The sequence below is a fragment of the Shimia biformata genome (assembly GCF_016888515.1).
GTDB classification, from domain to species: Bacteria; Pseudomonadota; Alphaproteobacteria; order Rhodobacterales; family Rhodobacteraceae; genus Shimia_A; species Shimia_A biformata.
In genome coordinates this window covers 285,516-298,583 of sequence record NZ_JAFEJK010000002.1, presented here as the reverse complement: position 1 = coordinate 298,583, position 13,068 = coordinate 285,516, and the positions used below count along the sequence as shown (strand labels likewise).

Genomic DNA, 13,068 nt, shown 5'->3' with positions numbered 1-13,068 from the left:
CACCAACACCGACCCGATCATAGGTCGCACAGGGGATTGAGCATGGGAATGATAGTGCGTGCGATTGCGGTTTTGCCGGTTGCCCTGGCCCTTGCAGCCTGCGACGACGCAGGCCCTCTGAACAGTAATCCACGCTCGGACATTAACCCGAACCTGCCCGAGTCGGTGCTGGCGGTAGTCGCGCCGAACCAGAACCTGTCGACCGCCGTCGTGATGCCGGAAGACGGGTGTTACTGGTATCAACACGTCGGTCCGGTCGAGACTGTCTATATCCCGCTCAGAACCGTGGACGATCGACCGATTTGTACCCGTTAACCGCGTCTCTTTCCCTGCCAGGCCGTCAGCTTGCCGGATAGAGGTGGGCCGTCGCCCCCAATGGCACCGCGTCATAAAACGTGTTGATATGCGCCATCACAAGGCGCACGCATCCCGAACTGGCGCGCGCACCAATCGAGCGCGGGTAAGGCGTTCCATGGATGCGCAGATAGGTATCCCGACCACCATCGAACAGGTAAAGCGCCCTTGACCCCAAGGGGTTGGTCGGTCCGCCGGGCATCCCGTTTGCAAACTCGGCAAACGATGCCGGGTCGCGTTCGATCATCTGTTTGGTCGGGGTCCAGCTTGGCCATTTCTTCTTGACCTTGATTTCATAAACGCCGGGTTCATAAAGGTTCCCGCTGCCGATCGCGACGCCGACCCGGAAAGCGGTGTTTTCATCCTGAATGAAATACAGGAAACGCGCGACCGCATCGACATGGATGTCCCCCGGCCGCATTGGTTGCCGGGTTTCGACAATCTTGGGCAGGTAACGCGGGTTGATCCCCCAAGGGTTGGACGTGGCAGGATCAAACCCCGGAGGCGTCACCTGCTGATCCCACATTTCCCACTGCGCAGGGGTAGAGGCCGCAGCCATGGCAGGAACGGCAACCGGCGCTGAGAACATGGCAAACGATGTGGCGATGAAGTGACGTCTTGTGATCATGGCGGCAGCCCAAGAGAGTTTGGATTTCAAATGGATAACCTATGCTGCTTCTTTCGCCCCGACAAGCCGGACACAGTCACGTGTGCGTGCATTGACCCCGAAACCCCTCCGCTTCAGACTGACGGAGAGAGGATACCCCATGCCGCAAGACGTCGAAGCCAACAAAACCAACGCCATGGCGTTCCATGACTTGATGTTCAATCAGAACCGCCCCCGTGAGGCGATCGAACGGTTTGTCGGAGACCGATGTATCCAGCACAATCCGCACGTCGGGGATGGCAAAGATGCCTTTATCGACTATTTCGAGCGCATGGCGGCCGAGTATCCCGGCAAGTCGGTGCGCTTTGTCCGCACCGTGGCCGAAGACGACCTTGTGGTGCTGCATTGCCATCAGACATGGCCCGGCGATCAGGACTATGCTGGCATCGACATCTTCCGTTTTGACGGGGACGGCAAAATCGTCGAGCATTGGGACGTTCTACAGGTCATCCCTGAACGGTCCGCCAACGGCAATGGATTGTTCTGAAAAGGTTATTCAACATCCCAGTCATCGTTATGGCGCAATTCCCCGATCGCCAGCCACGCCAGCCGCACGCGGGCGACGCGGCTGTCTGCCCAGGTGCGAAACACCAGGTCAAACCCCGAGTTCGAAACTTTTTCCGCCACCGCCTCGGCACGGATATTGGGCCCGGAATCCATGTCCCACAGGCTGAGCGAGACATGCACCACAGGCGGCGTCTTGTATTTTTCGGCAAACCTTATTTTCTGACGGCGTTCGCGTGTTCCGTCGCCGGTCCACATCTCGCCCCCATCTTCAAAATCGGTAAACAGGAGGACATCCCCCTGATCCAATCCGACCAATGAATTTCTGAGTTTCTTCATTTCAAACCCGTAATCGTAACAAGAATACGCAGGCCGCTGGAATAGGTGCAACCTTTTTGAGCATTTCCCCCAAAAGAGGAGTTGTCGCCAGCGCAAAATCCGCACCCGGCAACGAAAAAGCCCCGCCAGTAAGGGCGGGGCTTTGCAGTCCGATCAACGCAGGGTCGATCAGTCCATGTTTTCCATCAGGTGGACGATGTCGGCAACGAACTTCTCTGCCGCATCGCGGTATTCCGGAGTCGCATCCTGCGCGGCTTGGCGCGCGGCTGCCAGAACGTCCTCCAGATCCGCCTTGGTCACTTCGGAACCGGCATGGGCCTGTTCCGCGATGACCGAGATCGCATCCGCCGAAATCTCGGCAAAACCGCGGGTCACGACAAACGATTTCTCGCCTTCGCTGGACTGCACCTTGACCACGCCCGGACGGAGCGAGGTCAGGGTCGGTGCATGGCCCGGCATGGCGGTCATGTCGCCGTCTGCGCCCGGGATCTGGACCGACTCAACCTGAAGCGAAGCAAGGCTCCGCTCCGGGCTGACAAGGTCGAATTGCATCGTGTTTGCCATTTGTGGCCTCCTTAGGCCGCTTCAGCAGCCATCTTTTCGGCTTTTGCGATCACTTCCTCGATGCCGCCAACCATGTAGAAGGCTGCCTCGGGCAGGTGGTCGTATTCGCCGGCCACAACAGCCTTGAACGATGAGATGGTGTCTTCCAGCGGAACCTGAACACCGTCAGAACCGGTGAACACTTTCGCAACGTCGAAGGGCTGCGAGAGGAAACGCTGGATCTTACGGGCACGGGCCACGGTCAGCTTGTCCTCTTCCGACAGTTCGTCCATCCCGAGGATGGCGATGATGTCCTGCAGCGACTTGTAGCGCTGGAGGATACCCTGAACGTCACGGGCAACCTGGTAATGCTCTTCACCAACAACCTGCGGGTCAAGGATCCGGCTCGACGAGTCGAGCGGGTCAACCGCGGGGTAGATGCCCAGTTCCGAAATCGCACGGCTCAGAACGGTCGTTGCGTCGAGGTGGGCAAAGGTCGTTGCCGGTGCCGGGTCGGTAAGGTCGTCGGCGGGAACGTAGACGGCCTGGATCGAGGTGATCGAGCCTGCCTTGGTCGAGGTGATCCGTTCCTGCATCGCGCCCATGTCGGTGGCCAGCGTCGGCTGGTAACCCACGGCCGAGGGGATACGGCCCAGAAGTGCCGAAACCTCGGAACCTGCTTGCGTGAAGCGGAAGATGTTGTCGACGAAGAACAGAACGTCGGTCCCGGACTGGTCGCGGAACTGCTCGGCCAGGGTCAGGCCGGTCAGCGCGACACGGGCACGGGCTCCCGGAGGTTCGTTCATCTGACCGTAAACCAGCGCAACCTGCGAATCTTCCAGGTTGTCGGGCTTGATCACGTTGGATTCTATCATTTCCCAGTAAAGGTCGTTGCCCTCACGGGTCCGCTCACCAACACCTGCGAACACCGAGAAACCCGAGTGCACTTTTGCGATGTTGTTGATCAGTTCCATGATGAGAACGGTTTTGCCCACGCCGGCGCCGCCGAACAGACCAATCTTACCACCCTTCGAATAGGGCGCCAGCAGGTCGATCACCTTGATGCCGGTGACGAGGATTTCCGACTCGGTCGCCTGTTCGTCGAACTCGGGTGCGGGCTGGTGGATCGGGCGGGTCTCGGTGGCGTTCACCGGGCCCTTTTCGTCCACGGGCTCACCCACGACGTTCAGGATGCGGCCCAGGGTCGCGTTACCGACGGGGACCGAGATCGGTGCGCCGGTGTCTTCCACTGCCGCGCCACGAACGAGACCTTCGGTCGCGTCCATCGCGATGGTGCGGACGGTGTTTTCACCGAGGTGTTGTGCGACTTCCAGAACCAGTTTCTTGCCGTTGTTTTCGGTGTTCAGCGCGTTGAGGATTTCCGGCAGGGAATCTTCGAACTGAACGTCCACAACGGCGCCGATGATCTGGGTCACCTTGCCTTTTGCGTTTGCCATGTTTCGTCTCCGGTCTTAGAGCGCTTCCGCGCCCGAGATGATTTCAATAAGCTCGTTGGTGATCACAGCCTGACGCGAGCGGTTGAACTCGATGGTCAGCTTGTCGATCATGTCGCCCGCGTTGCGCGTCGCGTTGTCCATTGCAGACATCCGCGCGCCCTGTTCCGAGGCGCCGTTTTCCAGCAGCGCAGCAAAGATCTGCGTCGCCACACCGCGCGGCAGAAGATCGGCAAGGATCTCCTCTTCGCTCGGCTCGTAGTCATAGAGCGTGCCAGCAGCGTCTTCCTCGGCGTCGATTGCCGCCGGGATGATCTGTTGTGCGGTCGGGGTCTGGCTGACGACGTTGACGAACTTCGAATAGAAGATCGTCGCAACGTCGAACTCGCCCGCGTCGAACCGCGTCAGGATATCGGCGGCGATGCCCTGGGCGTCACCGTAACCGACGCGCTTGACGTCGCTCAGATCGACATGGGCAACGAAGTGGTCGCCAAGATCACGCTTGATGGCGTCACGGCCTTTCTTGCCGACCGTGATGATCTTGACCGTCTTGCCCGCCGCGATCAGCTCTTGCGCCTTGGTGCGCGCCAGCTTTGCGATGTTCGAGTTGAAGCCACCGCACAGACCCCGTTCAGCGGTCATCACCACCAACAGGTGGGTCTGATCGCTGCCGGTGCCCGACAGAAGCTTCGGCGCGGAATCCGAGCCGCCGACCGATGCCGCCAGCCCGCCGAGAACGGCGTTGAACCGCTCGGTATAAGGGCGCGCGGCCTCGGCAGCATCCTGCGCGCGGCGAAGTTTCGCCGCGGCAACCATCTGCATGGCTTTTGTGATCTTCCGAGTGTTTTTCACACTCTCGATCCGGTTTTTCAGGTCCTTCAGACTAGGCATTGTCCGAACCCCTTATGCGAAGTCAGCTGCGTATTCGTCCAGCGCGGCTTTGATCTTGTCTTCGGCTTCACCTTTGATCTTGGGATCTTCGTTGGTGATGTAGTCCAGAAGATCCTGGTGCTTACCACGCAGGTGCTGCAAGAGACCCTTCTCGAAGCGGCCGACGTCGCTGACGGCGATCTTGTCGAGATAGCCGTTCACACCAGCATAGATCATGCAGACGATCTCGGCGTTGGTCAGCGGCGAGTACTGCGGCTGTTTCATCAGCTCGGTCAGACGCGCACCACGGTTCAGCAGGCGCTGGGTCGCGGCATCAAGGTCGGAACCGAACTGGGCAAAGGCCGCCATCTCACGATACTGGGCCAGCGACAGTTTCACCGGGCCGGCAACCGACTTCATGGCGTTGGTCTGGGCCGACGAACCCACACGCGAAACTGACAGACCGGTGTTCACGGCGGGGCGGATGCCCTGGTAGAACAGCTCGGTTTCCAGGAAGATCTGGCCGTCGGTGATCGAGATCACGTTGGTCGGAATAAAGGCCGACACGTCGCCGCCCTGGGTTTCGATGACGGGCAGCGCGGTCAGCGAGCCTGCGCCGAAATCCTCGTTCAGCTTCGCCGAACGTTCCAGCAGACGCGAGTGAAGATAGAAAACGTCACCCGGATAGGCTTCACGGCCCGGCGGACGGCGCAGCAGAAGCGACATCTGGCGATATGCAACGGCCTGTTTGGTCAAGTCATCATAGATGATCAGGGCGTGACGGCCATTGTCGCGGAAGTATTCCGCCATCGCGGTCGCGGCATAGGGTGCCAGGAACTGCATCGGCGCGGGGTCCGACGCGGTGGCGGCAACCACGATCGAGTATTCGATGGCGCCGGTTTCTTCCAGCTTCTTCACCAGCTGCGCAACGGTCGAACGCTTCTGACCGATGGCGACATAGACGCAATACAGTTTCTTCGACTCGTCGTCGCCGGCTGCGTCATTGTAGGATTTCTGGTTCAGGATGGTGTCCAGAGCAATCGCGGTCTTGCCGGTCTGACGGTCACCAATGATCAGTTCCCGCTGGCCACGGCCGATCGGGATCATCGCGTCAACCGACTTCAGGCCGGTTGCCATCGGTTCGTGAACCGATTTACGCGGGATGATGCCGGGCGCCTTGACGTCGGCGATGCCGCGCTCTTTCGAGTCGATCGGACCCTTGCCGTCGATCGGGTTACCCAGGCCGTCGACGACGCGCCCCAGAAGACCTTCGCCGATCGGAACGTCCACGATCGAGTTGGTGCGCTTGACGGTGTCACCTTCCTTGATGTCCCGGTCCGAACCGAAGATCACGACACCGACGTTGTCGGATTCGAGGTTCAGCGCCATCCCGCGGATACCGCCGGGGAATTCGACCATCTCGCCGGCCTGGACGTTGTCCAGACCATAGACACGGGCGATACCGTCACCAACGGACAGCACGCGGCCGACCTCGGCAACTTCGGCTTCCTGGCCGAAGTTCTTGATCTGGTCCTTCAGGATCGCAGAAATTTCTGCTGCTTGGATACCCATTTATCCGACCTCTTTCATTGCATTCTGGAGGGAGTTGAGCTTGGAGCGGATCGACGTATCGACCATCTTCGAACCCACTTTGACGACAAGACCGCCGATGAGGGCTTCATCAACGGTCGCATTGATCTTCACGGTTTTGCCCACACGGGCCGCCAGCGTCTTGGCCAGCTTGTCCGACTGGGTCTTGGTCAGTGCCTTGGCCGAGACAACCTCGGCGGTCACTTCACCTTTATCCTCGGCGATAAGCGCCTCAAGCTGGGCAACCAGCTGGGGCAGCACGAACAGACGACGCTTTTCGGCCATCAGGCCCAGCGTGTTGGTCAGCACCGACGGCAGGCCGATCTTGGCGGCAACCGCGGCAATGGCCTTGCCCTGCTCTTCGCGGGAATACAGCGGCGACGCGATCAGCGCGCTGAGATCGGCGCTTTCGTTCAGCGCCGCGCTGAGGTTATCCAGACCGCTTTCCAGTTCGGCAAGCGATTTGGTCTCTTTCGCGATATCAAAGACCGCGGTGGCATAGCGCTCGGCGATGCCGGAGGAGATCGAAGCTGGTTCGGACACGTCCACCCTTTCGATGTCTGGCCCCGGTTTTTTGTATACCTTCGTATACAAGTTCCGGAGGCGTTTCATGACCCCGACAAAAGTCAGGGCGCCAAATTCGTGGTGGATGTAGCAGAGGCTTTGCCACGTCGCAACATTGTTTGGGATATTCCTTTTGGCATAAAAACCTCTTGTTTTTAGGCCCTTGTGCCCGGTGCGACCCTTTGCCTGTGACGGGGCGTCAAAAAAATGTTCCCGAAATCGTCATTTTTGCCGATTCCCATCACGGATTCAGGACCGGATCACCCGGCAATCGGACCGGTTCGGTTCAGACCGCCTCGCCCACCGGTTTCGGTGACAGCGCCTCAAGCGGCTTCCTGACCGCCTCACGCAGTCCCGGTCCGCTGGGGGCTTGAACCCTTTTTGAAGCTTCGATGATCAGAACGCCGCCGGACATGACCGGTGATAGGGTCTTGCCCATACTCTCCCACATCGCGCCGGTCTTGCGCCAGAACCGGCGATGCGACGGCGGCTGGAACAGGGTGGTGCGGCTGCGTTCGGGCATGAACCCGTGACGGCGCAACTGGGTTTCAAGCTGCCCTGACGAATAGGGGCGGCCGTAACCAAACGGCGTAGCGTCTGACTGAGACCACAACCCGGCGCGATGTGGCACAACAAAAAGCCCCCTCCCGCCCGGACCCAGCACGCGATAGGCCTCGTCCAGCACATCCGACGGCCGTTCCGAGGTTTCAAGCCCGTGCATCATGACCAATCGGTCGACATGCCCCGTCTCAATTGGCCAGAGCGTTTCCTCACACAGGACCGAAACATTCGCCATGCCCGCCGGCCAGGGCATCACCCCCTGCGGCGCGGGCATCAGCCCAATCACCCGGCGCGCGTCCGAGAGATAGGGCCGCAACAGCGGAACGGCGAAACCGAAACCCGCCACCGTCAGTCCCTTGGCCTCGGGCCAAAGCTCAAGCATCTCGTCGCGCACAGCTTTTTGCGCAGCACGTCCCAGCGTGCTGCGATAGTAGAAGTTCCGCAGGTCCTGAACATCAAGGTGCATTGCGCCCGTCGCCTCAATCGGCAAGTCTTGGCCTCAACATAGCAATGAACAGGTAAATTTCCATGCCCCTCGAAATCGTCACCATCCCCTGCCTTGCCGACAATTACGCTTTCCTCGTGCATGATACCGAAACCGGCAAGACCGCCTGTATCGACGTACCCGACGCCACCCCGATTTCGGCGGCGCTGGCGGAAAGGGGGTGGAAACTGTCGCACGTTCTGCTGACTCACCACCACTGGGATCATGTCGACGGTTTGGCCGCATTGCTGGCAGACCACCCGGCCAAGGTTGTGGGCGCAGCGGCGGATGCGCACCGGCTGCCCGATCTCGACATCGCGGTGAACGAGGGTGACAGCGTGGTGATTGGCTCGGAGAAAGCCCAGGTGATCGACGTCTCGGGCCACACGGTTGGCCACATCGCTTTCTATTTTCCCGATACCGGCGCGGTCTTTACCGCCGATAGCCTGATGGCGCTTGGCTGCGGGCGTCTGTTCGAAGGCAGTGCCGAGCAGATGTTCGATTCTCTTTCAAAACTGGCCGCCCTGCCCGAGACGACAATTGTCTGTTCGGGCCACGAATACACCGCATCAAACGCAAAATTCGCTCTGACGGTTGACCCGGACAATGCCGATCTGAAATCCCGCGCCGCCGCCATCGACGCCGCCCGCGCGGACGGGCAACCGACCGTGCCCTCGACTTTGGCCGAGGAACTGGCGACCAACCCGTTCCTGCGCGGCCACACCGCCGGGGTTCAGAAAGCTGTCGGGATGGAAGGTGCGGACCCGGTCGCCGTCTTCGCCGAAGTGCGCAGGCGCAAGGACAGTTTCTGAGGCCTCGCGGCCTGCGTCAAACGCGCTATTCAGTCACCCGGCGCAAGAACAGGACGGACACCCCGTTCGCATCCAGAAACCGCATCTGGTCGCCGTCGACCTCATACCGGTCAGTGGCTTCAAGCGCTGTAATGATATCGCGGTCGATCTGTTCGATCTCCGGCGGGCAGGCTTTCATTGTGCCCGCCATGCCGGACTTGAACTGCAGTTTGCCACCAGTCGCCTCTGTCGCGCCGACATAGGTGTTGCAGGCGCCTTTCAGCCCCATGCGTTGCGGATCGTTCAGGTCGATCACCGGCATTTCCCCGGTCGACAAGTCCTGTTCACCTATCGCGACGATTCCCCACCGGCCGGACCATTGCACCGCGCTGGCGGGCTTGGGCTCGGACCCGGCACTGACCAGCATCAGGTCGGCATGGGGACCCGCGTCACGGGTCAACACCGGGTAGACCTGCGTCGTCCGGAACAGCACCTTTCCGTCCAACTCGATGCGCGCAGCCAGCGAATAACTCATTCGCTCGTCGATCAACGCCGGATCATAAGCCAATGCAAATGTCTGCGGCACGGCATCCATGCGGAAGCGCTGGGATGACATCACCGTCGCGGCGACATCCATCTTCGACACATCCAGAAGTTCGACCGACAGAACCGCATCCGGTGGAAGCGCAATGCGTTCGCGATACCCAGCCGAGCCAGTTACCTGTGCCAAGTCACCCGCACCCACCATGCCCGCCGTAAAGCACACAGCCAGTGCTGCGCCAGCGATTCCCGCCATCATTCGTTGCATATCTACCCTTTCGAAATGCTCAGGGCCCAAAATCTATGTATCCGACCCGGATTTTCAACGAATCGACGAAACACCGGGCGCTCGGTGCTTCTCCACTGCGCCCGGATCGCCGCATATCAGCGTGAATATCCGCCATTGTGAACAGAATTTTGCAGAAAACACTTGAAGACCGGCCCAGATAGACCAAGCTTAACCATTAGAGACTATGGTCGATGGGGACCGACGTCCCGGACGACCCAATCCATGAAAGGAGCACGTGAGCAGTGCCATCATTCTCGAACACACTCGAACAGGCTATCCATGCCGCACTCGGGCTTGCCAATGCGCGCCGGCATGAGTTTGCGACGCTTGAACACCTTTTGCTGGCGCTTCTGGATGAACCCGACGCGCTGCGGGTGCTGCAGGCGTGCAGCGTGGACGTGTCCGAGCTGCGTACGACCCTGCTTGAGTTCATCGAGGACGACCTGTCGAACCTTGTGACCGATATCGAAGGGTCCGAGGCCGCACCCACAGCCGCCTTCCAGCGCGTCATTCAACGCGCTGCAATCCACGTGCAATCTTCGGGACGTTCAGAAGTGACCGGGGCAAACGTGCTTGTCGCGATCTTCGCCGAGCGGGAATCGAACGCCGCCTATTTCCTTCAGGAACAGGACATGACCCGCTATGACGCGGTGAATTTCATCGCCCATGGCGTCGCCAAAGACCCCGCCTATGGCGAGGCCCGCCCGGTCATCGGCTCGGATGACGATGAGCAGATGCAGGAAGCCGTCGAAGGCGAAAAGAAGGAAAGCGCACTGGACAAATATTGCGTCGACCTAAACGCCAAGTCACGCTCGGGCGACATCGACCCGCTGATCGGCCGTGACCACGAGGTTGAACGCTGTATCCAGGTGCTGTGCCGACGTCGCAAGAACAACCCGCTTCTGGTCGGTGATCCCGGCGTCGGGAAAACCGCTATCGCCGAAGGGCTGGCGCGCAAGATCGTCTCTGGCGACACGCCAGAGGTACTGTCGGAAACCACCATCTATTCGCTCGACATGGGCGCGCTTCTCGCGGGCACCCGCTATCGCGGCGACTTTGAGGAACGGCTCAAGGCGGTCGTGACCGAGCTTGAGAACCACAAGGACGCGGTGCTGTTCATCGACGAGATCCATACCGTCATCGGTGCCGGTGCCACCTCGGGCGGAGCGATGGATGCCTCGAACCTGCTGAAACCCGCACTTCAGGGCGGCAAGCTGCGCACCATGGGGTCCACGACCTACAAGGAGTTCCGCCAGCATTTCGAAAAGGACCGCGCGCTGTCGCGCCGGTTCCAGAAGATCGACGTGAACGAACCTTCGGTCGAGGACACGGTCAAGATCCTGAAGGGGTTGAAGCCCTATTTCGAGGAACACCACAGCGTCAAATTCACCAATGACGCCATCAAGACCGCCGTCGAACTGTCGGCGCGCTACATGAACGACCGCAAACTGCCGGACAAGGCGATCGACGTGATCGACGAGGCAGGCGCGGCACAACATCTGGTGGCAGCGTCGAAACGGCGCAAGTCGATCGGGGTCAAAGAGATCGAGGAAGTGGTCGCCAAGATCGCCCGCATCCCTCCGAAAAACGTGTCCAAGAACGATGCTGAGGTGCTGAAGGACCTCGAGAAATCGCTAAAACGCGTGGTCTTCGGGCAGGATGACGCCATCGATGCCCTGTCCAGTGCGATCAAGCTGGCCCGTGCCGGGCTGCGCGAACCGGAAAAACCCATCGGCAACTATCTGTTCGCCGGGCCCACCGGTGTCGGCAAGACCGAAGTCGCCAAGCAATTGGCGGCAACACTGGGCGTAGAACTCCTGCGCTTCGACATGTCCGAATACATGGAGAAACACGCTGTCAGCCGCCTGATCGGGGCACCTCCGGGTTATGTCGGCTTTGATCAGGGCGGACAACTGACCGACGGTGTCGACCAACACCCGCATTGCGTGCTGCTTCTCGACGAGATCGAGAAGGCGCACCCGGATGTCTATAATATCCTGTTGCAGGTGATGGACCACGGCACGCTGACCGATCACAACGGCCGCACGGTGGATTTCCGCAACGTGATCCTGATCATGACCTCGAATGCCGGGGCCGCGGAACAGGCGAAGGCGGCGATCGGCTTTGGCCGCGACCGGCGCGAGGGCGAAGACACCGCCGCGATCGAACGCACCTTCACGCCCGAATTCCGCAACCGTCTGGACGCGGTGATCTCGTTTGCGCCGCTGCCGAAGGACGTCATCATGCAGGTGGTCGAGAAATTCGTGCTGCAACTGGAAGCCCAGCTTTTGGACCGCAACGTCACCATCGAACTGTCCCCCGAGGCGGCGGAATGGATCGCAGACAAGGGCTATGACGACAAGATGGGCGCCCGTCCACTGGGCCGCGTGATCCAGGAGCACATCAAGAAACCGCTGGCCGAGGAACTTCTGTTCGGCGCCCTGGCCAAGGGTGGCGTCGTCAAGGTGGGCGTCAAGGATGGCGCTTTGGATCTGAGCTATGAAGGGCCCGAAAAACCGCGCCTGACCGGTCGCAAGAAACCACCACTTTTGACCGCTGAATGATGCGCGGGCTTCTGCCCGTCCTCTTGCTATCGGCCACCCATGCGGTGGCCGATCCGCTTTTTGGGGGGCCGTTTGACTGCCCCGACGATGTCACTTGCTTCGTCCAGAACTATGTCGATCGCGATCCCGGCCCGGGCTACGCTGACTTCACCTGTGGCGCGTTGAGCTATGACGGGCATACCGGCACGGATTTCGCTGTCCCGACCCGCCGGGCAATGCACAGGGGCGTGCCGGTTCTGGCGGCGCGGGCGGGCATCGTGACCGGGCTGCGCGACGGCATGCCGGACAGCGGGTTCACAACTGGCACAGAGGCCGCGATCTCGGGTCGTGAATGCGGCAACGGGGTTGTCATCAATCACGGCCAAGGCTGGGTCACGCAATATTGCCACTTGCAGAACGGCAGCATCGCAGTTGCAAACGGGCAAAAGGTCGCCGCCGGGGAGCGCCTCGGCCTGATCGGTCAAAGCGGCAAGGCGGCCTTTCCGCACCTGCATTTCACGATCCGAAAAAACGGTACGCCGGTTGATCCCTTTGCGCCCAATTCCAAGCAATGCGGCGCCGGGGATGAGGGCACGCTTTGGGCAGAGCCGGTCACGTATCAGGCCGGAGGTCTCATCGGTGTGGCCCTATCGGATCACATCCCGAATTTTGACAGGGTCAAACAGGATGGCGGTGGGACAGATGTCACCACGCGCTCACCCGCGATAGTGCTTGTCGCACATGCCTTTGGGGCGCGGAAAGGCGATGAATTGAGCCTGTTACTGGAAGGACCGGAAGGGGTGATCGTCGAACAAACCATACAGCTGGACAAAACCCAGGCGCGCCTGTTCCGGGCGTCAGGCCGCAAGGCGCGCGGGCCTTGGCCGACGGGGGGTTACCACGGCCACGCGGTTCTGACGCGCGGCGATGCCGAAATCAGCGCCGCCAGTATCTTCCACGATCTGCGGTGACACC

At 60.4% G+C, this 13,068-nt stretch carries 14 protein-coding genes; 5 read left to right on the top strand and 9 right to left on the bottom strand.

Features of this window, described 5'->3' with window-relative positions; translation table 11 throughout:
* Positions 1-42: 42 nt before the first annotated feature.
* The gene (locus JQ863_RS16675; protein ID WP_204115462.1) at positions 43-315 is read left to right on the top strand and encodes a hypothetical protein; all 273 of its coding nucleotides are present in this window, start codon (positions 43-45) and stop codon (positions 313-315) included.
* Positions 316-340: 25 nt separating this feature from the next.
* On the opposite strand, the gene JQ863_RS16670 is transcribed toward JQ863_RS16675, so the two are convergent.
* Positions 341-982 (bottom strand): L,D-transpeptidase, encoded by a 642-nt coding sequence (locus tag JQ863_RS16670; protein WP_204115461.1) that lies wholly within the window; start codon positions 980-982, stop codon positions 341-343.
* Between the two features lie 139 nt (positions 983-1,121).
* Between JQ863_RS16670 and JQ863_RS16665 the strand changes: the two genes are divergently transcribed.
* Positions 1,122-1,508, top strand: a complete 387-nt coding sequence (locus JQ863_RS16665; protein WP_204115460.1) for a nuclear transport factor 2 family protein — start codon at positions 1,122-1,124, stop codon at positions 1,506-1,508.
* A 5-nt stretch (positions 1,509-1,513) separates the two neighbouring features.
* Here JQ863_RS16665 and JQ863_RS16660 read toward each other — a convergent pair whose 3' ends face one another.
* The 7 genes from JQ863_RS16660 to JQ863_RS16630 all read right to left on the bottom strand — a co-directional run bounded on the left by JQ863_RS16660 (position 1,514) and on the right by JQ863_RS16630 (position 7,912).
* The gene (locus tag JQ863_RS16660; RefSeq protein ID WP_204115459.1) at positions 1,514-1,864 is read right to left on the bottom strand and encodes an H-type lectin domain-containing protein; all 351 of its coding nucleotides are present in this window, start codon (positions 1,862-1,864) and stop codon (positions 1,514-1,516) included.
* 168 nt (positions 1,865-2,032) lie between these two features.
* Positions 2,033-2,428, bottom strand: coding sequence for a F0F1 ATP synthase subunit epsilon (locus JQ863_RS16655; RefSeq protein WP_204115458.1), 396 nt, complete (start codon positions 2,426-2,428; stop codon positions 2,033-2,035).
* An 11-nt stretch (positions 2,429-2,439) separates the two neighbouring features.
* Entirely contained in the window at positions 2,440-3,864 is a 1,425-nt protein-coding gene (atpD, locus tag JQ863_RS16650; protein ID WP_204115457.1) for a F0F1 ATP synthase subunit beta, read from the bottom strand.
* A gap of 15 nt (positions 3,865-3,879) precedes the next feature.
* Positions 3,880-4,752 (bottom strand): F0F1 ATP synthase subunit gamma, encoded by an 873-nt coding sequence (locus JQ863_RS16645; protein WP_204115456.1) that lies wholly within the window; start codon positions 4,750-4,752, stop codon positions 3,880-3,882.
* A 12-nt stretch (positions 4,753-4,764) separates the two neighbouring features.
* Positions 4,765-6,303, bottom strand: a complete 1,539-nt coding sequence (gene atpA / locus JQ863_RS16640) for a F0F1 ATP synthase subunit alpha (protein ID WP_204115455.1) — start codon at positions 6,301-6,303, stop codon at positions 4,765-4,767.
* The gene (locus JQ863_RS16635; protein ID WP_204115454.1) at positions 6,304-6,864 is read right to left on the bottom strand and encodes a F0F1 ATP synthase subunit delta; all 561 of its coding nucleotides are present in this window, start codon (positions 6,862-6,864) and stop codon (positions 6,304-6,306) included. It lies immediately after the preceding gene.
* Between the two features lie 307 nt (positions 6,865-7,171).
* Complete coding sequence (locus tag JQ863_RS16630; RefSeq protein ID WP_204115453.1) at positions 7,172-7,912, bottom strand: class I SAM-dependent methyltransferase; 741 nt, start codon at positions 7,910-7,912, stop codon at positions 7,172-7,174.
* A 62-nt stretch (positions 7,913-7,974) separates the two neighbouring features.
* Between JQ863_RS16630 and gloB the strand changes: the two genes are divergently transcribed.
* Entirely contained in the window at positions 7,975-8,742 is a 768-nt protein-coding gene (gene gloB, locus JQ863_RS16625; protein WP_204115452.1) for a hydroxyacylglutathione hydrolase, read from the top strand.
* Positions 8,743-8,767: 25 nt separating this feature from the next.
* Here gloB and JQ863_RS16620 read toward each other — a convergent pair whose 3' ends face one another.
* Entirely contained in the window at positions 8,768-9,529 is a 762-nt protein-coding gene (locus JQ863_RS16620; RefSeq protein WP_204115451.1) for a YbaY family lipoprotein, read from the bottom strand.
* 263 nt (positions 9,530-9,792) lie between these two features.
* Between JQ863_RS16620 and clpA the strand changes: the two genes are divergently transcribed.
* A complete protein-coding gene (clpA, locus tag JQ863_RS16615) occupies positions 9,793-12,114 on the top strand; it encodes an ATP-dependent Clp protease ATP-binding subunit ClpA (protein WP_204115450.1) in 2,322 nt (773 codons plus the stop codon).
* On the top strand, positions 12,114-13,064 hold the full coding sequence (locus tag JQ863_RS16610; RefSeq protein ID WP_204115449.1) for a M23 family metallopeptidase: 951 nt from the start codon (positions 12,114-12,116) through the stop codon (positions 13,062-13,064). The genes clpA and JQ863_RS16610 overlap by 1 nt, the downstream gene beginning before the upstream one ends.
* Positions 13,065-13,068: the final 4 nt, after the last annotated feature.